The 23,829-nt window shown below is 63.2% G+C and carries 22 protein-coding genes and 1 pseudogene; 10 read left to right on the top strand and 13 right to left on the bottom strand.

What is annotated here, in order from left to right; all coding sequences use genetic code 11:
- Positions 1 to 103: 103 nt before the first annotated feature.
- Complete coding sequence (locus IVB41_RS21095) at positions 104 to 1,924, top strand: peroxidase family protein (protein ID WP_247434472.1); 1,821 nt, start codon at positions 104 to 106, stop codon at positions 1,922 to 1,924.
- A gap of 30 nt (positions 1,925 to 1,954) precedes the next feature.
- Here IVB41_RS21095 and IVB41_RS21090 read toward each other — a convergent pair whose 3' ends face one another.
- The 5 genes from IVB41_RS21090 to IVB41_RS21070 form a co-directional block, all read right to left on the bottom strand.
- Positions 1,955 to 2,674 carry a haloacid dehalogenase type II gene (locus IVB41_RS21090; protein WP_247286180.1) on the bottom strand — a complete coding sequence of 240 codons (720 nt, stop codon included), beginning with the start codon at positions 2,672 to 2,674 and terminating at the stop codon, positions 1,955 to 1,957.
- Positions 2,675 to 2,797: 123 nt separating this feature from the next.
- On the bottom strand, positions 2,798 to 3,799 hold the full coding sequence (gene glpX / locus IVB41_RS21085; RefSeq protein WP_007609885.1) for a class II fructose-bisphosphatase: 1,002 nt from the start codon (positions 3,797 to 3,799) through the stop codon (positions 2,798 to 2,800).
- Positions 3,800 to 3,896: 97 nt separating this feature from the next.
- Positions 3,897 to 5,213 carry a homoserine dehydrogenase gene (locus tag IVB41_RS21080; protein WP_247286182.1) on the bottom strand — a complete coding sequence of 439 codons (1,317 nt, stop codon included), beginning with the start codon at positions 5,211 to 5,213 and terminating at the stop codon, positions 3,897 to 3,899.
- 29 nt (positions 5,214 to 5,242) lie between these two features.
- On the bottom strand, positions 5,243 to 6,463 hold the full coding sequence (locus tag IVB41_RS21075; RefSeq protein WP_027569882.1) for an LL-diaminopimelate aminotransferase: 1,221 nt from the start codon (positions 6,461 to 6,463) through the stop codon (positions 5,243 to 5,245).
- 216 nt (positions 6,464 to 6,679) lie between these two features.
- The gene (locus IVB41_RS21070; RefSeq protein WP_027517741.1) at positions 6,680 to 6,955 is read right to left on the bottom strand and encodes a hypothetical protein; all 276 of its coding nucleotides are present in this window, start codon (positions 6,953 to 6,955) and stop codon (positions 6,680 to 6,682) included.
- A 253-nt stretch (positions 6,956 to 7,208) separates the two neighbouring features.
- On the opposite strand from IVB41_RS21070, the gene IVB41_RS21065 reads away from it, so the two are divergent.
- The 4 genes and pseudogenes from IVB41_RS21065 to IVB41_RS21050 all read left to right on the top strand — a co-directional run.
- Positions 7,209 to 9,017 (top strand): alpha/beta hydrolase, encoded by a 1,809-nt coding sequence (locus tag IVB41_RS21065; protein WP_247361198.1) that lies wholly within the window; start codon positions 7,209 to 7,211, stop codon positions 9,015 to 9,017.
- Between the two features lie 65 nt (positions 9,018 to 9,082).
- Positions 9,083 to 9,481, top strand: a complete 399-nt coding sequence (locus IVB41_RS21060) for an MAPEG family protein (protein WP_027569880.1) — start codon at positions 9,083 to 9,085, stop codon at positions 9,479 to 9,481.
- 182 nt (positions 9,482 to 9,663) lie between these two features.
- Positions 9,664 to 10,431 (top strand): outer membrane protein, encoded by a 768-nt coding sequence (locus tag IVB41_RS21055; protein WP_027569879.1) that lies wholly within the window; start codon positions 9,664 to 9,666, stop codon positions 10,429 to 10,431.
- 74 nt (positions 10,432 to 10,505) lie between these two features.
- Positions 10,506 to 10,616 (top strand): annotated as a pseudogene (locus tag IVB41_RS21050) (MAPEG family protein); the annotation flags it as partial.
- 22 nt (positions 10,617 to 10,638) lie between these two features.
- Here IVB41_RS21050 and IVB41_RS21045 read toward each other — a convergent pair.
- From IVB41_RS21045 to IVB41_RS21025, 5 genes are all read right to left on the bottom strand, one after another.
- Positions 10,639 to 11,226: a bifunctional 2-polyprenyl-6-hydroxyphenol methylase/3-demethylubiquinol 3-O-methyltransferase UbiG gene (locus tag IVB41_RS21045; protein ID WP_247434469.1), complete on the bottom strand. Its 588-nt coding sequence runs from the start codon at positions 11,224 to 11,226 to the stop codon at positions 10,639 to 10,641.
- A 14-nt stretch (positions 11,227 to 11,240) separates the two neighbouring features.
- Positions 11,241 to 12,287: an N-acetyl-gamma-glutamyl-phosphate reductase gene (gene argC, locus IVB41_RS21040; protein WP_247361204.1), complete on the bottom strand. Its 1,047-nt coding sequence runs from the start codon at positions 12,285 to 12,287 to the stop codon at positions 11,241 to 11,243.
- Between the two features lie 100 nt (positions 12,288 to 12,387).
- On the bottom strand, positions 12,388 to 13,386 hold the full coding sequence (gene argC, locus IVB41_RS21035) for an N-acetyl-gamma-glutamyl-phosphate reductase (protein WP_247434466.1): 999 nt from the start codon (positions 13,384 to 13,386) through the stop codon (positions 12,388 to 12,390).
- On the bottom strand, positions 13,383 to 14,051 hold the full coding sequence (locus tag IVB41_RS21030) for an FMN-binding negative transcriptional regulator (RefSeq protein ID WP_247434462.1): 669 nt from the start codon (positions 14,049 to 14,051) through the stop codon (positions 13,383 to 13,385). Before IVB41_RS21030 ends, argC (IVB41_RS21035) begins: the two co-directional genes overlap by 4 nt.
- A 223-nt stretch (positions 14,052 to 14,274) precedes the next feature.
- On the bottom strand, positions 14,275 to 14,805 hold the full coding sequence (locus tag IVB41_RS21025) for a DedA family protein (protein WP_027569874.1): 531 nt from the start codon (positions 14,803 to 14,805) through the stop codon (positions 14,275 to 14,277).
- A gap of 274 nt (positions 14,806 to 15,079) precedes the next feature.
- On the opposite strand from IVB41_RS21025, the gene parE reads away from it, so the two are divergent.
- The 4 genes from parE to IVB41_RS21005 all read left to right on the top strand — a co-directional run bounded on the left by parE (position 15,080) and on the right by IVB41_RS21005 (position 19,569).
- The gene (parE, locus tag IVB41_RS21020; protein ID WP_027569873.1) at positions 15,080 to 17,122 is read left to right on the top strand and encodes a DNA topoisomerase IV subunit B; all 2,043 of its coding nucleotides are present in this window, start codon (positions 15,080 to 15,082) and stop codon (positions 17,120 to 17,122) included.
- A 465-nt stretch (positions 17,123 to 17,587) separates the two neighbouring features.
- Positions 17,588 to 18,370, top strand: a complete 783-nt coding sequence (locus IVB41_RS21015) for an outer membrane protein (RefSeq protein ID WP_027569872.1) — start codon at positions 17,588 to 17,590, stop codon at positions 18,368 to 18,370.
- 221 nt (positions 18,371 to 18,591) lie between these two features.
- Positions 18,592 to 18,777, top strand: a complete 186-nt coding sequence (locus IVB41_RS21010; protein WP_007591540.1) for a hypothetical protein — start codon at positions 18,592 to 18,594, stop codon at positions 18,775 to 18,777.
- Between the two features lie 21 nt (positions 18,778 to 18,798).
- Positions 18,799 to 19,569 carry an SDR family NAD(P)-dependent oxidoreductase gene (locus IVB41_RS21005; protein ID WP_027569871.1) on the top strand — a complete coding sequence of 257 codons (771 nt, stop codon included), beginning with the start codon at positions 18,799 to 18,801 and terminating at the stop codon, positions 19,567 to 19,569.
- A gap of 109 nt (positions 19,570 to 19,678) precedes the next feature.
- Here IVB41_RS21005 and IVB41_RS21000 read toward each other — a convergent pair whose 3' ends face one another.
- Complete coding sequence (locus IVB41_RS21000) at positions 19,679 to 20,446, bottom strand: outer membrane protein (RefSeq protein ID WP_027569870.1); 768 nt, start codon at positions 20,444 to 20,446, stop codon at positions 19,679 to 19,681.
- 179 nt (positions 20,447 to 20,625) lie between these two features.
- The gene (locus tag IVB41_RS20995; protein ID WP_247434882.1) at positions 20,626 to 21,837 is read right to left on the bottom strand and encodes an FAD-dependent oxidoreductase; all 1,212 of its coding nucleotides are present in this window, start codon (positions 21,835 to 21,837) and stop codon (positions 20,626 to 20,628) included.
- Positions 21,838 to 22,000: 163 nt separating this feature from the next.
- Here IVB41_RS20995 and IVB41_RS35635 point away from each other — a divergent pair, with 163 nt between their 5' ends.
- A complete protein-coding gene (locus IVB41_RS35635; RefSeq protein WP_256379190.1) occupies positions 22,001 to 22,135 on the top strand; it encodes a hypothetical protein in 135 nt (44 codons plus the stop codon).
- A 72-nt stretch (positions 22,136 to 22,207) separates the two neighbouring features.
- On the opposite strand, the gene IVB41_RS20990 is transcribed toward IVB41_RS35635, so the two are convergent.
- Positions 22,208 to 23,722, bottom strand: coding sequence for a caspase family protein (locus IVB41_RS20990; RefSeq protein WP_247434459.1), 1,515 nt, complete (start codon positions 23,720 to 23,722; stop codon positions 22,208 to 22,210).
- Positions 23,723 to 23,829: the final 107 nt, after the last annotated feature.

The following is a 23,829-nucleotide window of genomic DNA, read 5'->3' as shown; positions in this document are numbered from 1 at the left end:
CAATGTCTCCGGCGGCGTTGGCAGGCGGACATTTTGGTGTTATTGAACTACATCTACTAATTGCAAACCGAATTTATTCACGCGAATTTGTTTGGGAGCGTCAATGTCCCGCGAGAACGATGGTTTTGTCTTCCATCGCGGCCTGCTCCAATGGGTCCCGGATGTTGTCTATCGGGCCATCAACTTCTTTGTCAGATGGGACAAATTGCCGAGGCTGCTCGGAGCTGCCAATCTCTCGGCGTTCCGCGATCGGCTGCGGGAGCACAATCTGCACCATACCGGCTACGGCACGACATCGCCTCGCTGGAGCACGGGCAATGACCGCTGGCGTTCCGCCGACGGCTCGTTCAACAGCCTCGACCATCCGCGCATGGGGATGGCTGGCGCGCGGTTCGGACGCAATTTCGCGCTGCCCGAATGCGTGCCGGACCGCCTGGACGACCTGCTCGAACCCAGTCCGCGCGTGATCTCGGAGGAGTTGCTGGCGCGCCGCGAATTCATTCCCGCGACCAGCCTCAATCTGCTGGCCGCCGCCTGGATCCAGTTCGAAACCCATAATTGGTTCAGCCATGGGGCCCCCAAGTCGGGAAACGAGTTCAAAATTCCGCTGAAGCCAAACGACGAATGGCCTGCGGATGAGCGGATCGACGGCTGCATGAAGATCCGTCGGACCGTTTGCGACGAGACGCCACGTGAACCATGGCTCGGCGCGACCCCCACGTTCCGCAACCTCAACTCGCACTGGTGGGATGCCGGACAGATCTACGGCAGCGACCGCGCGAGGCAGATGCAGATCCGTTCGCGGGCAGATGGGAAGATCGCAGTCGGCAATGATGGGATGCTTCCAGCCGATCCGGTGCATCCGGGCGCCGATCTCACCGGCTTCAACGACAATTGGTGGGTGGGGCTCAGCCTGCTGCACAACCTCTTCGCACGCGAGCACAATGTCATCTGCGACGGCTTGAAGGCGCGGTATCCGACCTGGAAGGACCAGGAGCTATTCCAGCGCGCTCGCCTGATCAACGCGGCCCTGATCGCCAAGATCCACACCGTCGAATGGACGCCAGGCATCCTCGGCCATCCCGCACTGGACTTCGGCATGCACGCCAACTGGTCGGGGATCCCGTGCCGGGTGCTGCGCGCCGTGCTCGGCAAGAACAGCGAAGCCGCCTTTGGCATCATCGGCTCTCCGACGGATCAGCACAGCGCGCCCTATGCGATGACCGAGGAATTCACCGCCGTGTACCGCCTGCACCCGCTGATCCCCGAAACGATGGATGTACGGCGGCTCGATAGCACAGAGATTACCCCTAGCGACTTGGTCAATATGCAGGGGCGCGCCTCCCGGGAGTTCATGCAGACTCACGGCTTCGTCGACCTGCTGTACTCGTTCGGCACCGCTCATCCCGGCGCCATTCGCCTCCACAATTATCCGAACTTTCTGCGCCGGTTCACGAAAGACGACCAGCCGCTGCTCGACGTGGCGGCGATCGACATTATGCGTGATCGCGAGCGCGGCGTGCCGCGCTACAATCGGTTCCGCGAACTGGTCGGCAAAAAGCGGATCAAGACGTTCGAGGAAATCACCAGCATCCCCAGCGCGGCCGGGAAGATGCGCGCGATCTACAAGGGCGACGTCGATCGCGTTGATCTGATGGTCGGACTATTGGCCGAGGACCTGCCGGACGGTTTTGGCTTCAGCGATACCGCCTTCCGCATTTTCATCCTGATGGCATCGCGGCGTTTGAAGAGCGACCGGTTCTTCACCGATGACTACCGGGCGGAAGTCTACACCAATTTCGGTATGGACTGGATCCACAACAACGGAATGAAATCGGTGCTGCTGCGGCATGTGCCGCAACTCGGACCGGCGCTCGAGGGTGTCAACAACGCCTTCGCGCCGTGGAACGTGCTGCGACGCTGAGCCTTGGCCCTCTGCAAAGTCGCAGCCGCCCTAGCACCCGAGCTTGTCGGCGATTCCGACAAAATCCCTGGCGACGATGTCCCAATTGCCGGTGGCCTCGAAATCGACTTTCTGGAGCGGACCGTATTCGGTTGGCCGCGCCACGAAGGCCGTCTTCAGCCCGTTCTTCTGCGCGGCGGCGAGATCGCCGTTGTGGGCGGCGACCATCATCACCTCTTCCGGCTTGAGGCACAGCAGGCGCGCGGCGCCAAGATAGGTTTCGGGATCGGGCTTGTAGTGCTCGAACAGCTCGGCCGACATGATGAGGTCCCAGGGAAGCCCTGCGAACTTCGCCATGTTGGTCAGCAGCGCGACATTGCCGTTCGACAGCGGCGAGATCACGAATTTCGTCTTCAACCGCGTCAGGCCCGCGACGCTGTCGGGCCACGGGTGCAGCCGGTGCCACCCCTTGGTGAGGTGATCGAGATCGGCTTCGGTCAGGCCTCGAATCGAAAATTGCGCGACCAGCTTTTCCAGCGAGCGGCGATGCAGATCATCGAGCATGACATAGCCGCGCTCGGGATGTTTGCGCACGTCATCCATCGAAGCCATGTACATGCCGCGCCAGCCGTCGACCAGTGCGGTCCAGTCGGCGGAGATGCCGCGGCCCTTCGCCCACCACATGAAGTCCGTGATCAGGCTGGTGCGCCAGTCGACGACGGTGCCGAACACATCGAAGACGAGCGCTTTGACGACGGACAGATCAGACATGGGCGCTCCCCTGATTTTTTTGTTGTCATTCCGGGACGCAACGAAGTCGCGAACCCGGAATCCAAAAGTTGTGGCGCGAGATTCCGGCTTCTCGCTTTGCGAGCCCCGGAATGACGGAGAAAATCAGTCCAAATGGAACTTCGCCAGTTCGCGGTGCTCGGCCTTGATGTAGCGTACGGTGCCGGTGACGGAACGCATCACCACCGTCTCGGTCTCGATCACGCCGTCCTTGCGGAATTTGACGCCTGACAGCAGCGAGCCCGTGGTGACGCCGGTGGCGGCGAACAGGCAGTCGCCGCGCGCCATGTCCTCGATGCCGTAGATCATCTTGGGATCGTTGACGCCCATCTTGGCGGCGCGCTCCCGCTTCTCGTCGGAGTCGAGGATGAGACGGCACTGCATCTGGCCGCCGATGCAGCGCAACGCCACGGCCGCGAGCACGCCTTCCGGCGCGCCGCCGGTGCCGAGATACATATCGACGCCGGTATTATCAGGGTCGGCGCAGTGGATCACGCCGGCAACATCGCCGTCGGTGATCAGGCGCACGGCGGCGCCGGTCGAGCGCACGCTCTCGATGATGCTGGCATGGCGCGGCCGGTCGAGCACGAGAACGGTGATGCCGTCCGGCTTGACGCCCTTGGCCTTGGCGAGGCGGCGGACGTTTTCGGCCGGCGTCGCATCGAGCTCGACGACGCCCTTGTCATAGCCGGGACCGATCGCGAGCTTCTGCATGTAGACGTCGGGGGCGTGCAACAGCGTGCCGCCGTCGGCCATGGCCATGGTGGCGATCGAGCCTGGCATGTTCTTGGCGCACAGCGTGGTGCCTTCGAGCGGATCGACCGCGATGTCGACTTGCGGGCCGGCGTTCATGCCGACCTTCTCGCCGATGAAGAGCATCGGCGCCTCGTCGCGCTCGCCCTCGCCGATGACGATCGTGCCCTCGATCGGCAGCTTGTTGAGCTCGCGCCGCATCGCATCCACTGCGGCCTGATCGGCCGCCTTCTCGTTGCCGTGCCCGCGCAGACGCGCCGAAGACACCGCCGCCCGCTCCGTCACCCGCACGATTTCCAGCGTGAGAATGCGCTCGAGCAATGCTTGCGGCGGGACTGAAATATGGGTCGACATCGGCTCACTCCTTCGAAACAGTTTTGGACGGACATCTCCGCCACATCAACTCGTAACACCCACAGTTCGTTCGAACCGTGTCATTGCTTAAGCATGCTCAGTTCTTCTCGATCCGTATCACCTGCGGCCGTCCGCTGATCACCTTGTCCTTCTGCACGGCCGCGAGCGCGCGGCGCACGGCGTCCTCGTGCGTGGCATAGGTGATGAGGATGACGGGCACCGGGACCGCCTTCCCGTCTGCCGGCGCAGCGCCGCCATTGGGATGGCGCTGCACGATCGACTCGATCGAAATCTTCTGCTCCGCGAGCCGGGTCGCGATCGCAGCCGCGGTGCCCGGGAAATCGCGTGCCAGAAGGCGGATATAGTAGCCGCCCTCGTGGCGCTCCATCGGCGCCTTCTTGGTATCGCGCAGCTGCGAAATCGGCCGGCCGAACGGATTGGCGCGGATGCCACGCGCGACGTCGGCGATGTCGGCCACGACGGCGGATGCGGTCGCCGCTCCCCCGGCACCGGGGCCGACCAGCGTGATCGGCGGGATGCCTTCGCCATCGATCGTGACCGCATTGGTGACACCCATCACCTGCGCGATCGACGAGGATTTCGGAACCATGGTCGGATGGACGCGCTGCTCGATGCCCTTGGCGGTGCGAACGGCGACGCCGAGCAGCTTGAGCCGGTAACCAAGATCGTCGGCGGCACGGAGATCTTCCGGCGCGATGGAGGAGATACCTTCGACATACACCGCGCTTTGAGCAACTTTCGTGCCGAAAGCGAGGCTGGCGAGAATGGCGAGCTTTTGCGCGGTATCGTGGCCGTCGACGTCGAACGACGGATTGGCCTCGGCATAGCCGAGCCGTTGCGCGTCCTTCAGGCATTCGGCGAAGGACAGGCCCTCCTGCTCCATCCGGGTCAGGATGTAATTGCAGGTGCCGTTGAGGATGCCGTAGACCCGGTTGATGCCGGTTCCGGCAAGACCTTCGCGTAACGTCTTGATGACAGGGATCGCAGCGCCGACAGCTGCCTCGAAATTCAGCGCGCCGCCGTGCTTTTCGGCGGCCTTTGCCAGCTTGAGGCCGTGCTTTGCCAGCAACGCCTTGTTGGCGGTGACAACGGACTTGCCGGCGTTCAGCGCAGCTTCCACCGCCGCCAGCGCGGGATCGCCGGAGCCACCCATCAGCTCGACGAAGCAGTCGATGCCGGGATGCGTGGCGAGGGCAAGCGGATCCTTGACCCATTCGATGCCGCGCAGATCGACGCCGCGCTTCTTCGCCTTCGAGCGCGCGGTGACGGCGACCACCCGGATGCCGCGGCCGCTGCGGCCGGCAAGCACGCGCGCCTGCGTTTCAATCAGACGGACAACTTCGGCGCCCACGGTGCCGAGCCCCGCTATGCCCACTTTCAGGGGTGCAACCATGATGCTTTGGAAAACCTGCGGAAGAGAACTTAACGCCGAGTGGCGAGCGGAACGACGTTGTGCAACGTTTCGATGCCGCTTTCAAGGAAGCGGCGCACGCCGCGCGCGGCCTGCCTGATCCGTTGCTCGTTTTCCACCATGGCGATGCGGACATATCCTTCACCATGCTCGCCAAAGCCGACGCCGGGCGAGACCGCGACACCGGATTTCTCAACCATCAGGGTCGCGAACTGCATGCTGCCGACGCTGCGGAAGGCTTCCGGCAGCGGCACCCAGGCAAACATCGACGCTTCCGGCGGCGGGATCTCCCAGCCGGCACGGCCGAACGATTCCACCAGCGCGTCGCGCCGCTTGCGGTAGGTGTCGCGCATCTCCTTGATGCAATCGTCCGGTCCGTTCAGCGCGGCGGTCGCTGCGACCTGGATCGGCGTGAACGCACCGTAGTCGAGATAGGATTTGACGCGGCCGAGTGCCGCAATCACGCGCTCGTTGCCGACCGCGAAGCCCATACGCCAGCCAGCCATCGAATAGGTCTTCGACATCGAGGTGAACTCGACGGCGACGTCCATCGCGCCCGGCACCTGGAGCACCGACGGAGGCGGGTTGTTCTCGTCGAAATAGACCTCGGCATAAGCGAGATCGGACAGGATCAGGATCTCGTGCTTCTTCGCGAATGCGACCAGGTCCTTGTAGAAGTCGAGGCTCGCGACATAGGCGGTCGGGTTCGAAGGATAGCAGACGACGAGCGCCAGCGGCTTCGGGATCGAATGCACGATCGCCCGCTCGACCGCCTCGAAGAATTGCGGCGTCGGCTCCGAGGGCACCGAGCGGATCACGCCGCCCGCCATCAAGAAGCCGAAGGCGTGAATCGGGTAGCTCGGATTCGGACAAAGGATGACGTCGCCCGGCGCGGTGATCGCCTGCGCCACGTTGGCAAACCCCTCCTTGGAGCCGAGCGTCGCCACCACCTGGGTGTCGGGATTGAGCTTCACGCCGAAGCGGCGGGCGTAGTAGCCGGCCTGGGCCCGGCGCAGCCCGGGAATGCCGCGGGAGGCCGAGTAGCGGTCGGTGCGCGGCTTGCCCAGCGTCTCCTTCAGCTTCTCCAGCACGTGCGCCGGCGCCGGCAGGTCGGGATTGCCCATGCCGAGGTCGATGATGTCGGCGCCGGCATTCCGCGCGGCTGCCTTGGCCCGGTTGACCTGTTCGAACACATAAGGCGGAAGGCGGCGGATGCGGTAAAACTCTTCCATGGCTCTCTCGGCTCCGGGCAACCGGTCAGGACAGAATCGACAGGCCATAAAAGACCAGGCGGAAAGGCGCCCGCATCCCTCACGAAAATTACTCAAGATCAAATACTTAGAGCAATTATCGACGACGTTGACTGAAGTCGTTCGCCCTGACTCTCGGCTGAACTAAGGTCTTTTAGCACGGCGAGGCGGAGGCGCCAGCGATTACCTTGCAGCGCCCTATTTCGCGTCCTTGGTGGCAACCGCCTGACGGTCGCGCGCGGCAGCAAGTTCGGCCTCGATCTTGGCGCGTTGGTCCGGCGGCATCACCGCCTGATCGCGATCCGGCGGCAGATCGTGCACCGGCAGATAGCTACCGGCCTCCCTGGGATGCGCTTGCGCATCGGAAGGCGTCATATCCGCGAGCTGGCTCGAGCAGCCGCCCAGGGCGAGCGTCGCCATCAGCAGCGCGCCACAGATCCGTCGCGACTTTTGCAGGTCCCTCAACGCCAACACCAGGGAAATCCCCACTTCGTCCCAAAGCACGGCCCCGGGCAACCTTACCCAAGTCCGCGCCCAAGCTCAAACCATTGCTGCCCAAATGATCCGAGCGAGAAAATAGCCCCGGTCCACCAAGCCGAGCGGTGCGGCTCGATTGTGACGGAACCAAGAAAATTTATCGCACTGCAACACATCTTCGAGAGTGTTTAATGCCAAACATGCGAGCTTCGCGGTGACGAATACGGAATGAATCGTTACTGTTCTGCTCATGAGTATGGCCACGACCGATACGCCCAAACCCGAGACGAAGTTCGATGCGGAAGCCTTCGCGATAAATGTCGCGCGGGCGATGGAAAGCGGCGGCAAGGCGCTCGCCGCGTACCTGAAGCCGCGCGAGAGCGGCGAGGTGCAGGATCGTCCGCCGGCGGAGCTTACCGAGGTCGTCAAGACCTTCACTGCCGTCGCCGAATACTGGCTGTCGGATACGTCGCGGTCCTCCGTACTCCAGACCAAGCTCGCCAAGGACTATCTCGATCTCTGGGGCTCGGCGGCGCGCCGCATGGCCGGTCAGGACGCCCCGCCCGCGATCGCGCCGTCGCCGCGCGACAAGCGCTTTGCCGATCCGGAATGGAAGTCGAACCAGTTCTTCGATTTCCTGATGCAGCTCTACCTGCTCACGACCAAATTTGCGCAGGAGCTTGTGCGCGACGCCGAGGGGCTCGATCCGCTGACCCGCCGCAAGGCCGAGTTCTACGTTCAGCAGCTCACCAACGCGATGTCACCCTCCAACTTCGTGCTGACCAATCCGGAAGTGCTGCGCGCGACGGTGGCCAGCAGCGGCGAAAATCTTGCGCGCGGGCTGAAGATGCTGGCCGAGGACATCGCCGCCGGCAAGGGCACGCTGAAGATCCGTCAGTCCAATCCGGACAATCTCGTCGTCGGCGTGAACATGGCGACGACGCCCGGCAAGGTGATCTACCAGAACGAGATGATGCAGCTGATCCAGTATGCGCCGGCGACGGAGAACGTGCTGCGCACGCCGCTCCTGATCATCCCGCCCTGGATCAACAAGTTCTACATCCTCGATCTCAAGCCGGAGAAATCCTACATCAAGTGGTGCGTCGATCAGGGCATCACCGTGTTCGTGATCTCATGGGTCAATCCCGACAAGCGGCTCGGTGCCAAGAGCTGGGAAGACTACATGAAGGAAGGCCCGCTCACGGCGATGGACGTGATCGAGAAGGTCACCGGCGAGATGAAGGTGCACACCGCCGGCTATTGCGTCGGCGGCACCATGCTCGCGACCACGCTGGCCTGGCTCGCCGAGAAGCGCCGCCAGCGCGTGGCCTCCGCGACGTTCTTCGCGGCACAGGTCGACTTCACCCATGCCGGTGATTTGCTCGTGTTCGTCGACGAGGAGCAGATCGCATCCCTCGAGCAGGACATGAAGGCGGCGGGCGTGCTCGAAGGCTCGAAGATGGCGATGGCCTTCAACATGCTGCGCTCCAACGATTTGATCTGGTCCTATGTCGTCAGCAACTACCTCAAGGGCCAGCAGCCGAGCGCGTTCGACCTGCTGCACTGGAATTCGGACGCGACGCGCATGACCGCGTCGAACCATTCTTACTATCTGCGCAATTGCTATCTGGAGAACCGGCTCTCGACCGGCACGTTGGTGCTGGACAACACCTTGCTCGATCTCTCCAAGGTCATGGTGCCGATCTACAATCTCGCAACCCGCGAAGACCATATCGCGCCGGCGGAATCGGTGCTGTACGGCTCCCAGTTCTTCGGCGGCCCGGTGAAATACGTGCTGTCCGGCTCGGGCCATATCGCCGGCGTGGTCAATCCGCCCGCCTCGAACAAATACCAGTACTGGACCAACGACAACGCGAAGTCCGCCAACGTCGCCGAGTGGATGAAGGGCGCGGTCGAGCACAAGGGCTCGTGGTGGCCGGACTGGCGGCAATGGCTGGGCGCACTCGATCCCGAGGAAGTCCCGGCCCGCACGGTCGGCAGCGAGGCGTTTCCCCCGATCGAGGACGCGCCCGGCAGCTATGTCAGGGTTCGCGCATAGCAGAATCTTCCGCGCTTTCGTATAAGCTCCACGCATGCAGCAGAAATTGATGAGGGGACCGGGTTATGACGCGTGAATTGTTCTGGCTGACACTGACGGTGGTCCTGACCGGAATCCTCTGGATTCCCTACACCATCAACCGCTGCCAGATTCGCGGTCTCGGTGGCGCGATGGCCAATCCCTCGCGCACCGACAAGCCGCAATCGGAATGGGCGAACCGCCTGATGTTCGCGCATGACAACGCCGTCGAGAACCTCGTGCTGTTCGCGCCGCTGGTGCTGATCCTGAACGCGATCGACTACTCCTCGCAATGGACGGTGCTTGCTTGCGCCGTCTATTTCTGGTCGCGCGTCGCGCATCTGATCGTCTATGCGCTCGGGATCCCGGTGTTCCGCACGGTGGCCTTCACCGTCGGCTTCATCGCGCAGGCCGTGCTGGCCGTCGCGATTTTCAAGGTGGTTTGATCGGATCTCCGATGGCTTAGCGCCTGCAACAAAGGGGTGAAATGCTCGAAGGCCTGCCGCGGCCGCCGGTGTTGCCAAAGGATGACAGTGCGACAAAAACAGGGATGCGATCCCTAGGCTGACACGAAGGATCACCCATCCACAGGTATATTTGCCCATCGCATTGATGATTCGGGGCAAACATGAATTGGAAGATTGCATCCGCGCTCGCCGGCCTCTCGCTCGCGGCCGTCGCGACCCAGGCCAGTGCCGCAGATCTCGCCGCCCGTCCCTACACCAAGGCGCCGCCGATGATCGCGGCGACCTATGATTGGAGCGGCTTCTACATTGGCGCCAACGGCGGCTATGGCTCGTCGCGCAATTGCTGGGACCAGACTGTTGGTTTCGCGCCCGGCGTTGCGGAAGGCTGCCATGACGCGACGGGCGCCGTCGCCGGCGGCCAGATCGGTTATCGCTGGCAGAACAGCGCCTTCGTGTTCGGCCTCGAAGCACAGGGCGACTGGGCCGATCTCTCGGGCCGGAACACCAGCACCGTAGCCGGCGTCGCGAACCGCACCCGCGTCGATGCTTTCGGCCTGTTCACGGGCCAGGTCGGCTACGCCTGGAATAACGCACTGCTTTACGTGAAGGGCGGCGCCGCCGTCACCCGCGATCGCTACCGCGGCATCGGAACGGGTGGTCTGGCCGGAGCCGAGTTCGATCGTGCCGACGACACCCGCTGGGGCGGCACGGTCGGCATCGGCATCGAATACGGCTTCGCCCCGAACTGGTCGGTCGGCCTCGAATACGACCATCTGTTCATGGGCCGTCACGACGTCACGCTTACCTCCAACGGCGCGCTGACGCCGGTCGGCACGTTCTCACGCACCGACCGCATCGGCCAGGACGTCGATTTGATCACCGCCCGCATCAACTACAAATTCGGCGGCCCGATCATCGCGAAGTACTGAGGAAGCGTCTCGCAACCGTCATGCCCGGGACAAGCCCGGCCATGACGAGCAGCGAATGTTGCTGCTACTCGTCAGCGCAACCGATCGTCTATGCGCTCGGGATCCCGGTGTTCCGCACGGTGGCCTTCACCGTCGGCTTCATCGCGCAGGCCGTGCTGACCGTCGCGATCTTCAAGGTGGTTTGAGATCAGGCCTTGTTGTCTTAGATCAGGCCTTGCGAACGACGAGATGCAGCATGTTCGCCGGCGTCTCGTCAAAGCTCTGGATCACGTTCCTGTCCGATGACAGCGTGATCCATGGGCCTGCGCTGGCGTAAGTCGCCTCGAGCCATTCTGGCGACGCATAATTGTAATAGCGCCCGAGACTGTCCCGGCCGTCGCCCTCGCCCATCTTGTAGCTGGCATAGAACACGCCTGACGGCCTGAGCGCGCGATGAATCCGCGCCAGGATGCCGGTGAGTTCGTCGCGCGGCACGTGCAGGAGACAGGCGCTCGCCCAGACGCCGTCATAGGCCTCGTGCGCGTCAAGCTGGTCGAACCGCATCGCCTCGACGGCATGACCGAGCCGCTGCGACGCGATCTCGGCCATTTCAGGCGAGCCGTCGGTGGCGCGCACCGAAAAACCTTCGGCCAGCATCACCGCCGAATGATTGCCGGCGCCACAGCCGAGCTCGAGGATCGAGCCGCCGGACGGCAGCAGAGCAAGAAAGCCTCGCAGCCGCGTCGAGGGCGCCTTCGCCCAGTCCGCATAGGACCGGGCGTTGCTGCGATAGAATTGCAGAGTCCCTTCGTCCACGGCGATCACTCCGATCAGGGAAACAGCGCGATCTGCTCCAGTCCAGCGGTCTCGGGGAATCCGAACATCAGGTTCATGTTCTGGATCGCCTGACCGGCCGAGCCCTTCACCAGATTGTCGAGCACCGAAATCACGATGGCGCGGTTCTTGATCCGGTCGGCGATGACGCCGATCTGGACATAGTTCGAGCCGCGTACGTTCTGGGTCTGCGGCAGCACGCCCTTCTTGACGACATGCACGAACGGCTCGTTCGCGTAGGCTTGCTCGAGGGCCGCCCGCAAATCGTCCGGCGTCGCGCCGTTGAGCTTGACGTAGGACGTGCAGAGTTCGCCCCGCGACATCGGTATGAGATGCGGCGTGAAATTGACGGTCACGCTCGCGCCCGCCGCGACGCCGATCTCTTGTTCGATCTCCGGTGCATGCCGGTGCGTGCCGACCGAATACGGCGACATCCCCTCGCCCGCCTCGCTGAACAGCGTGTTCTGTTTCAGGCCGCGTCCGGCGCCGGTGACGCCTGACTTGGCGTCGATCAGGATGTCATCGACGTCGATCAGTTTTGCTTTCGCCAGTGGCACCAGCGCCAACAACGCTGCCGTCGGATAGCAGCCGGGACAGGCGACCAGCCGCGCCGCGGTAATCTTCTCCCGATAGAATTCGGTCAGGCCGTAGACGGCTTCGCCCTGCAACTCGAGCGCCTGATGTTCGTGGCCGTACCACTGCGCGTAGGTTTCCTTGTCGCGTAGCCGGAAATCGGCGGACATGTCGAGGACCTTGATCTTCGGGTTGGCTTTCAGCACGGCCGCGATGATCTGCTGCGTGGTGCCGTGCGGCAATCCGCAGAACACCGCGTCGAGCTTGGTCCAGTCGACCTTTTCCCATTCCACGAGTTGGGGCAAATCCAGCATGAAGAAATGCGGAAACACCTCGCTCATGGCCTTGCCGGCATGCGTGTTTGCGGTGAGTGCCGTGATTTCCGCATTCGGATGCCGCGCCAGCAGGCGCACCGCATCGGCGCCGGTGTAGCCGGACGCGCCGAGAATGCCGATTTTCTTCAAACTCATCACACGTTCCTTTCAGGCGTCGCTGGATCGTCTTGCCGGAGTAGAAAGTTGCGGCGTCGCTTCGTCCACCGGACTGATCTTGCGGGCAACGCTCGATCGGCTACTCGTCGGCAAGGCCCAGCATCAGCCGCATGTTCTGCACGGCCGCGCCGGAGGCGCCCTTGCCGAGATTGTCGAGCCGCGCGACCAGCACCGCCTGATGGTACTTGTCGCTGGCGAAGACGTGGAGCTCGAGCATGTTGGTCTCGTTGAGCGCCTCCGGCTCGAGCTTGCCGCCCTTGGTCGCCTCGTTCTGCAGCGGCATTACCGTGACGTATTTTGAGCCGGCGTAGCGCTTTGCCAGCGCGGCTTGCAGGTCCGCGCCGCTGGGCTTGCCGGGCAGCGTGTCGAGCTGAAGTGGCACCGACACCAGCATGCCCTGCCGGTAATTCCCGACCGAGGGAATGAAGATCGGCCGTCGCGTCAGGTTCGAATAGAGCTGCATCTCGGGCAGATGCTTGTGCTCGAAGCCGAGGCCGTAGAGCTCGAAAGACGGCGCGCTGCCATCTTCGAAGCTCGCGATCATCGACTTGCCGCCGCCGGAATAGCCGCTCACCGCATTGACGGTGACGGGATAGTCCGCAGGCAGCAGGCCGGCATCGACGATCGGTCGCAGCAGCGCGATCGCGCCGGTCGGATAGCAGCCGGGATTGGAGACCTTCTTCGCAGCCTTGATCTTGCCAGCCTGATCCGGCGTCAGTTCCGGAAAGCCATAGGCCCAATCGGGCGCGACCCGGTACGCGGTCGATGCATCCAGCACCTTCGGTCCCGCAGCGCCCATGCTATCGATGAGCGCAACCGTTTCCCTGGCAGCATCGTCCGGCAGACAGAGGATGACGAGGTCAACCTCCTCCATCAGCGCTTTCTTGGCCGCGGGATCCTTGCGCTTGTCGTCGGCGATCGTCTTCACGACCACGTCGTTCTGCAGCTTCAGCCGCTCGTTGATGCCGAGCCCGGTGGTGCCGGAGCCACCGTCGACAAAGACGGTGGAGGGCTTTGTCGCAGCGCCGGTCTTCGGGGCATTTTTGGTGTCGACGAGGCTGGCTTCAGAAAAGGTCATGGCGCGCTCCTTTCGAGCATGTTGGTTTCGGATGCCAAGGCCTCCGGCCTGACGTCCTGCATCAGTTGCGCGATCTCCTTGGCGTCGGCATGGGCCTGCGCGCCAAGTGCGTTGGCGATCGCCGTATAGTCGGCGTCGGACTTGTGCTGGTTGAGCTTGAAGCTGCCTTCGACCTCTTCAACCGTCATGACCAGACCCACGATTCCCTTCTTCAGCGCCTCGAGCCGCCCCGCCGTCATTTTGGCTGAGGTCCACGGCTTCTTCGGCAACAGCCAGCTCTCGAACTTGTCGCTGAGCGTGTCGATCTGCACGGCCAGTTCACCATCCGACAACAACCGCACCGGCCCAGTCAGATGGACCGACTGGTAGAGCCAGGTCGGCACCTGATCCGGCGAGACGTACCAGTCCGGTGACACGTAAGCATCGGGGCCGTTGACCGCGAGCAGCCAGGAGGTCGTCCCGTCCGCAAGCTTTAGCAGCGGATTGTGACGCGCGACGTGAAAGGCGGCCTGCGGCGTGCCGTCGGCGGCATAGGTCAAATAGAACGGAATTGGCGAGGCGATCGGCTTGTGGCCGTCGAACGCGCACATGGTGCCGAAGCCGCGCGTGTCGGCGAACTTCAGGCTCGCGGCGCGGTCCTGCTTGAAAAAGGGTGGCGTGTACATCGTTGTCTCCTGCTGGGCCTCCTTGGGGCCGCCGGATCAGATCGCACTGACAGGAGAGAGAATGCCGCGGATCGGATCCAGCGGCAAAGACGATGATCTCAAACGCGATCGACCGCCCAAACCGCTAAAGAGCGGCGGCGGCGACGGGCGAACAAAATAGTCGCGGCGTTGATCATGGCGCGGGGCTATAGGGCCAGTTGCGGTTCGCGTCAAGGTTCGGACGTCACACCACCCGCCAGATCCATTCCATGATCTTCGCGATCACGTCGCCGAACAGCAGGAGCGCCGCCGACCAGATCAGCGCCGAGACGAAATTGGCGGCCTGGAAGCTCCAATAGGGCATCTCGAAAATGCCGGCTGCAAGCGGCACAGAGGCACGCAAGGGACCGAAGAAGCGGCCGATGAAGATGCTCGGCACGCCCCAGCTGCGCACGAAGGCCTCGCCCCGGGGCAGGAGTTCCGGATAGCGCGAGAGCGGCCACATCTGCGCGACCTTCTCCTTGTAGCGGTAGCCGAACCAGTAGGAGACCCAGTCGCCCAGCGCGGCGCCGATGCCGCCGGCGATCCAGACCGGATAGAAGCTGATGCCGCTCGCGCCGATCAGCGCGCCGATCGCGACCAACGCGCCCCAGGCCGGGATCAGCAGCGAGATAAAGGCGAGCGACTCCCCGAAGGCGAGCACGAACACGATGGGAGCTGCCCATGTCTGGTGAGCGCGCACAAAATCCGCCAGCGCGTGCGCAAACTGCTCCATTCAAAATAGCCTTTCCGCCCTGCCCGAAGGTGCTGCTCGATGAAAAGGACTGGTAAGCCAAGGACTTGTGTGACATCAAGTCACAAAGTCCGGTCCAGACCGGACCGGACCGTCACATTGCCGGGAATTCGTTGGGGGTGCGGCGTAAAATCGCCGGGATTGGCTCCCAACCACACCGCCCGGCCCGCCCTGCGATAACCTTTCCAGGTCAGAAGTGGCATAGTCGGCCCAACCGATTCGCCGCTCATGCGGCCCTCAAAACGCATAAAGATATATGTCCAAGCAGTTGAAGCCCAAAGCAAAAGACGATTTTTTCGGCGGCGATGAGCCGAAGCCCCGCGCCGCCAAGGCGACCCCGCGCGCAGGCGGTGCCGAGGCCGACTACACCGCAGCCGACATCGAGGTGCTCGAAGGCCTGGAACCGGTGCGCCGCCGGCCCGGCATGTATATCGGCGGCACCGACGAGAAGGCGCTGCATCACCTCTTCGCCGAAGTCATCGACAACTCGATGGACGAGGCGCTCGCGGGGCATGCGACCTTCATCGGAGTCGAGTTGAGCGCGGACGGCTTTTTGACCGTCACAGACAACGGCCGCGGCATCCCGATCGATCCGCATCCAAAATTCCCGAAGAAGTCGGCGCTCGAAGTCATCATGTGCACGCTGCACTCAGGTGGCAAGTTCGACTCCAAGGTCTACGAGACCTCGGGCGGCCTGCACGGCGTCGGCATCTCCGTGGTGAACGCCCTCTCCTCGCTGCTCGAGGTCGAGGTCGCGCGCAGCCAGAAACTCTACCGCATGACGTTCGAGCGCGGGCACCCGAAGGGCAAGCTCGAGGATCTCGGCAAGATCAACAACCGCCGCGGAACCCGCGTGCGCTTCAAGCCGGACACCGACATCTTCGGTGCAAAGGCAGCGTTCAAGCCGCAGCGCCTGTTCAAAATGACGCGTTCGAAGGCGTATCTGTTCGGCGGCGTCGAGATCCGCTGGAATTGCGCGCCTGAACTGCTCAAGGGCGTCGACGACGTGCCGGCCGAAGCGACGTTCCACTTCCCCGGTGGCCTCAAGGATTATCTGGCGGCGGCGATCCACGCCGACACGCTGGTGCATCCCGACATCTTCTCCGGCAAGTCGGGCCGCAACGGCGCGCATGGCGCCTGCGAATGGGCGGTGGCTTGGACTGCGGATGCCGACGGCTTCCTGTCGTCCTACACCAACACCGTGCCGACGCCCGATGGCGGTACGCATGAATCCGGCTTGCGCAGCGCGCTGCTGCGAGGTCTCAAGGATCACGCCGAGCGCGTCGGCCAGGGCAAGCGCGCGTCGTCCATTACGTCTGAAGACGTGATGGTCGGCGCAGCCGTGATGCTCTCGGTATTCGTGCGCGAGCCCGAATTCCAGGGCCAGACCAAGGATCGCCTTGCCACGGCCGAAGCGCAGCGCATCGTCGAACAGGCGATGAAGGATCCGTTCGACCATTGGCTGTCGGGCAATCCGAACCAGGCCAACAGGCTGCTCGACTTCGTGGTCGATCGCGCCGAGGAGCGGTTGCGCCGCCGGCAAGAGAAGGAGACCGCGCGCAAGACCGCCGGCAAAAAGCTGCGCCTGCCCGGGAAGCTCGCCGATTGCAGCGATGCCGGTTTGGACGGTTCGGAACTCTTCATCGTCGAGGGAGACTCGGCCGGCGGCAGTGCCAAGCAGGCGCGCGACCGCAAGACCCAGGCCGTGCTGCCGCTGCGCGGCAAGATCCTCAACGTCGCCTCCGCCGGCAAGGACAAGCTGACGGCGAACACGCAGCTCGCCGACCTCGTGCAGGCGATCGGCTGCGGGATGCTCGCGCAGTATCGCGAGGAGGATCTGCGCTATCAGCGCATCATCATCATGACCGACGCCGATGTCGACGGTGCCCACATCGCTTCGCTGCTGATCACCTTCTTCTACCGGCAGATGCCGCGGCTGATCGACGAAGGCCATCTCTTCCTCGCCGTGCCGCCTCTCTACAAGCTGACCAACGGCACCAAGTCGGTCTACGCCCGCGATGACGCGCACAAGGCAGCGCTGATCAAGAGCGAGTTCAACGCCAACGCCAAGGTCGAGGTCAATCGCTTCAAAGGCCTCGGCGAGATGATGCCGGCGCAGCTCAAGGAAACCACCATGGATCCGGCCAAGCGGACCATGCTGAAAGTGGTTCTGCTCGCCGACGACCGCGACACCACGGCGGATTCGGTGGAGCGGCTGATGGGCACCAAGGCCGAAGCGCGCTTCGCGTTCATCTCGGACAAGGCTGAATTCGCCAATGACGATTTGCTGGACGTCTGATCCGCAGGCGCTGCTCGGTCGTATCCCATCAAGAGCCCCGGCATGAAGCCGGGGCTCTTTGTTTTTGGGGACGACAACCGCCATTTCCCGACGATCCTGCCCGCCGATCCTGCCAACGGTCCGCCACGGCTTCGGTGATTCCCTGCCTCGTCGCATCGCGACTCGGCCAACGACTCACCCAGCCGGGCTGATGCAGGATTGCCTCCATTTCGGACAAAGCCGGATTTACTAACGAGAAGTTACCAAAATACAAATCGCAAAATTCGACCTACTGAATTGATAATACATGACTATTTTGAATTTCCACGATGGTGCTCAGAATCCCTGCCGTGCGGCGTTTCCCGGCGACTGTGCCTGCTCTGCAACAGCATTTCGGAGAGAAGCAGGTATAGTCCGGGACATCAGATCACACGGACTTCAGTGCGCTCGCGCCTTCCAGACAGACCAAAGCTTGGGGATTTTAAGATGAAGAAGATTTTGCTCGCACTGACCGCGGTTGCCGCGATGACCGGTTCGGCCTCGGCCGCTGACCTTGGCGCCCGTCCCTACGTGAAGGCGCCGATGGCGGCTCCCGTCGCCAACTGGACCGGCTTCTACATCTTCGGCGGCGCCGGCGGCGGCCTCTCGGCCTCTGACCAGCGCGTGCAGACCACGGTTGGCGCAGTTCCCCTGACGATCGATCAGCGCCAGGGTGGCTCGGGCTGGTTCGGCACCGTCGGTCTCGGCTACGACTGGCAGTTCAGCGGCACCTGGGTCGCCGGCGTGTTCGCTGACGGTCAGTTCGGCAGCATCCGTGCTACCATTCAGGACCCGATCGCTGGCATCACTGGCAACCAGAAGCTGGAAGATTCCTGGGCCGCTGGTGTCCGCCTCGGCTGGCTGGTCGCTCCGAACGTTCTCTCCTACGTCAACGGCGGTTACTCGGGCGCTCACTTCGGCCAGACCAACTTCATGACCCTGGCCGGCGCGCCCGCCGGTATCCATCTCAACAGCTACAACCGCAATGGCTGGTTCATCGGCGGCGGCGTCGAGAACAACCTGAACATCTTCGGCATCCAGTCGCCCGGCTGGTTCATGAAGACCGAATATCGCTCGGCCTTCTACAACGCCAAGACCCAGAACGAACTGTTCGATGCTGGCAACGTCCTCGTCGGCCGCGACATCCGCGCCAACAGCTGGAACCAGACGATTTCGACCTCGCTGGTCTACCGCTTCAACTGGACCGGTCCGGTCGTCGCGAAGTACTGATCCGAACGCAAGTTCAGACGTTAAAGCCCCGGCATCGTCCGGGGCTTTTTCGTTGTACGGTGCTTCAGCGGACCTTGCATATGGACATGCATCCGCCCTGCGAACTGCATCAGCGGCCATTGTATCCGAACCACGGCTACGGCTAGTCTCCCGCCAGGTTTTCGGGCCGCGGCAGTGGTCATGCCGCGTCACGACAGAAGCGGACCCATGGGGAGGAATGCATGCGCAGATTTCTGCTTGTAGCAGGCCTGTTTGCCCTTGCCGTCGGGCTGCTCTGGATCGGACAGGGCACGGGCACCGTCGCGTGGCCGCGATCGAGCTTCATGGTCAACCAGTTGCAATGGGCCGGCTATGGCGCAGCCATGGCAGGCTTTGGGCTGGTGCTGATCTGGCAGAGTAACCAATAGAAGAAACCAGGGAATAGCAGCATGACATCCAGTCGGTTCGATCTCCGCGGCAAGGTCGCGATCGTCACGGGAGGCAATGGCGGCATCGGGCTCGGCATGGCCCGCGGCCTCGCCGATGCCGGCGCCAACATCGCCGTGGTCGGACGCAACGAAACCAAATCGGCCGCCGCCGTGGCCGATCTCAGTCAACGCGGTGTGAAGGCGATCAGTGTTGCCACCGACGTCACCGACAAGGCGGCCATCGCCGCGATGGTCGAGCGTGTCGTCGGGGATCTCGGCCGCATCGACATCCTCATCAACAATGCCGGCATGAGCATCCGCAAGCCGCCGCACGAGCTCGAGCTCGACGAATGGAATACGGTGATCAACACCAACCTCACCAGCGCCTTCCTGTGCTCGAAGCTGGCCTATCCGGCGCTGAAGGCGTCCGGCAACGGGAAGGTGATCAACATCGGCTCGATGATGTCGATCTTCGGCGCGAGCTTCGCAACGGCCTATGCGGCGAGCAAGGGCGGTATCGTTCAGTACACGCGCGCCTGCGCCAATGCGTGGGCGCCCGACAACATCCAGGTCAATGCCATCCTTCCCGGCTGGATCGACACCGACCTGACCCGCGGTGCGCGGCAGCAGGTATCGGGATTGCACGAGCGGGTGCTGGCACGCACGCCGGCGGGGCGGTGGGGCGACATCGACGACTTCGCCGGCATCACGGTGTTCCTTGCCTCGTCCGCGTCCAACTTCGTCACCGGCACCGCGATCCCCGTCGATGGCGGGTTCTCGGTGATGGCCTAGGCCGTACGCCAGAAACCTGCACACAAAAAAGAAGCCCCGGACAATGCCGGGGCTTTTGAATTTGGGCAGTGATCGTCTTTTATGGTTGCTTGGTCGTTCGTTGATCCACTCAGTAGCGGGCGATCACAGGCGCGTCGAACTTGTAGCTGGCGCGCACGACGGCCCACTGGAGGTCGCGCGGCTTGGCATCGAAGCTGTAATTGCCCGAGGTGCCGCCGAGCTGATAGGTCTGGCTACCGAAAGCTGCGTAATTGTATTCGAGGCCGACGATCCAGTTGCGGGTGATGCCGTATTCCCAGCCGGCACCGACGGTCCAGCCGTTGGCCCAATGGGTCTGACCGCCAGAACCGGTGGCCGGACCGACCGTATCGGTGACCGACAGACGGTTGTTCACGCCGGCATAGCCGCCCTTGATGTAGAACAGGTTGTTCTGCACGGCGAAGCCCGCGCGACCAACGACGGTGGCAAGCACATTGGCGCGCCAGGAGAACACGTCGTCACCCGCGCCGAACGCGGTGTTCAAGAACGAGCCCTTGTTGTCGAGGCCCGAGATCGTGCCTTCCATACCGAACACGTAGTTGTTGGCCTGCCAATTGTAGCCGATCTGGGCGCCGCCCAGGATGCCGGAGTTGCGCTGACGGTAGCCCTGCCCCGGGGTCAGATCGCCGAACGGCGCGCCGGTCCCGTTGTTGATGAACTGCTCGTTGGTCCATGCTCCGCCGATGTGACCGCCGACATAAAAGCCGGTCCAGTTGAACAGCGGCTCCGCATAGGCGGGCGCCTTCGTGTAGCGCGCACCGAGATCGGCGGCGGAAGCGGCGCCGGTCGAAACCAGAGCGGTCGTGCAGGCGAAGGCGGCAATCAACTTGTTACGCATGGTACACCCCGTGTCCTTTGATGGGTGCACGCTCACACGCAGTTCTTACTCAAATTTGAATCAAGACAGTTAAGACGCCGGATTGGCAAGCAGCGCGCCTTCAATCTATCTGAACTGTTGTACGCAGGCAACGCGCTGAGCGCGATTTAACGCCGCGTTATCCCTACCGAGTCCTTGCGCTACCGTGCCGGCGCAGCCTTCGACTGCACGTGCTCGGGCCGGACGCCGAGCGCGAGCAGACGCGCCGGAATGCCCTGGAGCCACGGCAGCGCGGTGATGAGGCGCACGATCAGCGGCACTTTCAGCGGCCGGTCGCCGCCCTGCAAGGCGCCGCTGATGATGTTGTTCTGCACGATCATCTGCATTCGCTGCGTCATCTTCACCGGGAATTCGCGGCGACGGCGCACGGCATCGAGTTCGTTCTCCGACGGGCAGCCGTTTTGCAGCTTGTCCGCCAGCAAATTTGCGGTCGCGACCGCATCCTGCACGGCGAGATTGACGCCGACGCCGCCGACCGGCGACATCGCATGTGCGGCGTCGCCGATGAGAAGCAAGCCGGGCCGCGTCCAGCGCGGCAGGCGGTTGATCGCGACGGTGAGCAGCTTGAAATCGTCGAACCTCTTCACATCGGCAATGCCGCTCTTCAGGATCGGCGCCATGCGAACGACGTCGTCGAGCAGCGCCTGCAATCCCCTCGCCTTCACCGCGTCGTATTGCCCCTTGGCGATGACATAGGCGCATTGCCAGTAGTCGCCGCGGTCGAAGGTGATCATCATCTTGCCGGGCTCGACGCGCGCGAACACGTTCTCGGTCTCGTTCGCCTTGCGGCCGACGCGGAACCAGAGCACGTCCATTGGCGCGCCGATCTCCTCGACCTCGAGGCCGGAACGCTGGCGCACGGTCGAATGCCGGCCGTCACAGGCGATGGTGAGATCGGCTTCGATGTCCACGATGCCGTCCGGCGTATTCGCCCGCACGCCGGCGATGGTCTCGCCGCGGCGGATCAGATCGACCGCTTCCGTGTTCATCATCACCTTCAGCGAGGCGAAGCGCTGGCCGGCCTCGCGCAGGAAGTTCAGGAAATCCCATTGAGGCATGAAGGCGATGAAGGGGTACTTGGTGCGGAGGCGGCTGAGATCGGCGATGCGAACGGGGGTACCGCCGAACAGGCCGTCCATCTTTTGCAAGCGCTGATGCGGCAACTTCAGGAATCCGTCGATCAGGCCGAGCTCGTCCATCACCTGGAGCGTCGAGGGATGCACGGTGTCGCCGCGGAAGTCGCGGAAGAAATCCGCATGCTTCTCCAGCACCACGACATCGATGCCGGCGCGCCCCAGAAGATAGCCGAGCATCATGCCCGCCGGTCCGCCGCCGACGATGCAACACCGCATTTTCAGCGAGGCGCCTTGGAGATTCTGCGACGTATCGGGTTTCACGGCCGGGTTCTCATTTAGGGTCAAGGTTTCTGTGCAGTGCAGCAAGCAAGATTCATTTGCCGCGATTGTGAATGGCCGTTAGCCTTTACGCCAATTCCGACTCATTCAGGAAATTGCAGTGCAGACAATCCTCATACTGCTCGGCGTCTGGATCCTGATCAACGTGCTTTTCGTCTTGATCATGATCGCACCGCGCAGGCCGCCGCTTGCGCCGGTGCGCATCGAACGGAACGGCTATCCGTACGAGGAGTAGGAGAAGCTCAAGAGCTTCATCAGGAAGCGCCGCGGGTAACAAGAAGCGCGCGCGACGCCTTCGGCCGCCTCATCAATTATTGCTGCGGTTCGCGCTGCGGAAGCTTTTGATCTCCGACACGCTGCCGTCGCGATAGGTCAGCTCCACCGAGATGAACTGCGTTGCCGGCGCGAGCTTCATGTAGAGCGGCATGCCGGCGCTGATCGCACTGGGATCGCGCATGTCGCAGCCCGGCATCTTCAACACCTGGTTCGGAACGGCGGTGTCGATGCCGATGCGCACCTCGCGGATGGCGCAGCGGTAAGACACGAGGTGCGTGTAGTAGACCAGCAGCCCGTTGAACTCGCGGAATGACAGCCAGCTCGTCGCGGTCATGTCGAGGATCTTGCGCTGGTCGCGGATCAGCGCGGCTTCGGGATCGAACCTGATCGGGAACGGCCCCTGCATGTCACCGGACTGGTCGACATAGCGGACCTCAATGGTGCCGGCCTGCGCGTCCGGCGGCAATTCGATCGACGGGTTCGGCATTCTCTTGCGCGTGCGCGGGTCGAGCGTATCGATGAAGCCGGTTTCGCGGAAATCGCCATTGCCGGCCATGCGCCAGGAAACGCCAAGCGTCGGATCGGCAAAGGAGAACACCACGCTCCAGCCGCCATTGTGGCGCGAGAAGCTCGCGATCGGCGCGTTGGTGGTCTCCTCCTTCGGCACGCGCGGCACCGACACTGGCGGCAGCGCCGCGAGCTTCTGCGCCGGCGGATCGGCCGGGCGCGCGGCGACATCCTTGGCGATGCCGCTGAGGAAGACGTCGTCGACCATCTGATCAAAATAGACCGGCACCTGCCTGTGCTTGACGGTGTCGGCCATCTCGCTGACGAGACGGCGCGTACGTTGCGCCACCTGCACCAGGTTCTCGCCGGGCTGGAGCAGCTCTTTGGCGAAGGTGCGCGTGAACACCGAATTGGGATTGGCGTCGTCGTTGGAGAGGCGGTCGAGCGCGGTCTGGCGCGGGCCCGCGGAGAAGACCGAGAACACGCCTTCGGGCAGCTGCACCATCGGGGCAAGCCCGCCACCGCCGGAGACGGCGCGGGTACCCTTGCGCTCGAACGGGTTGTTGCGGCAGGCGTCGAACACCAGGATCGAGGTTCGCGCCTTCTTGTTCTGGAGGCGCTCGACGATGCGATCGGCCAGGATGGAGGCGTCACGCACCAGCTCTTCCTGCCCTTCCGTCGCTGCCGGCACGTCCGTCGGCAGCAGGTAATTCTGGCCTGCGATCTCGAAGCCGTGGCCGGCATAGAAGAAGAACGCGGTGTCGCCGGGCTCGATCGTCCGATCGAACGCGAGCAGCGTCTCCGAAAATTGCTGCCGGCTCTGGTTTTCGGCGAGCATCACCGAGAAGCCGAGCTGCTTCAGCGTATCGCCCATGGTGCGGGCGTCGTTGACCGCCTTGAGCAGCTTCGGAACGTTCCTATAGTCGTTGTTGCCGACCACGAGCGCGACGCGCTTCTCGGCACAGGCGGGAAGCGCGAAACCGCTGAGGCCGGCCGCGAGGCCAAGCGCTGCCAGTACTCTGAAAAGCCGACGTGTCATCGAAAATCCCTCAAGAACGGCCCACGCCGGTTCCTTCGAACAGCGGTTCATGGGAACCGCGTCGTTGATGTGATAGTCGGCCCAGCCATAGCGCTGGTTCAACAGCT

Source organism: Bradyrhizobium sp. 44, assembly GCF_023073095.1.
Lineage (GTDB): Bacteria > Pseudomonadota > Alphaproteobacteria > Rhizobiales > Xanthobacteraceae > Bradyrhizobium.
This window is presented reverse-complemented; position numbering and strand designations above follow the sequence as displayed.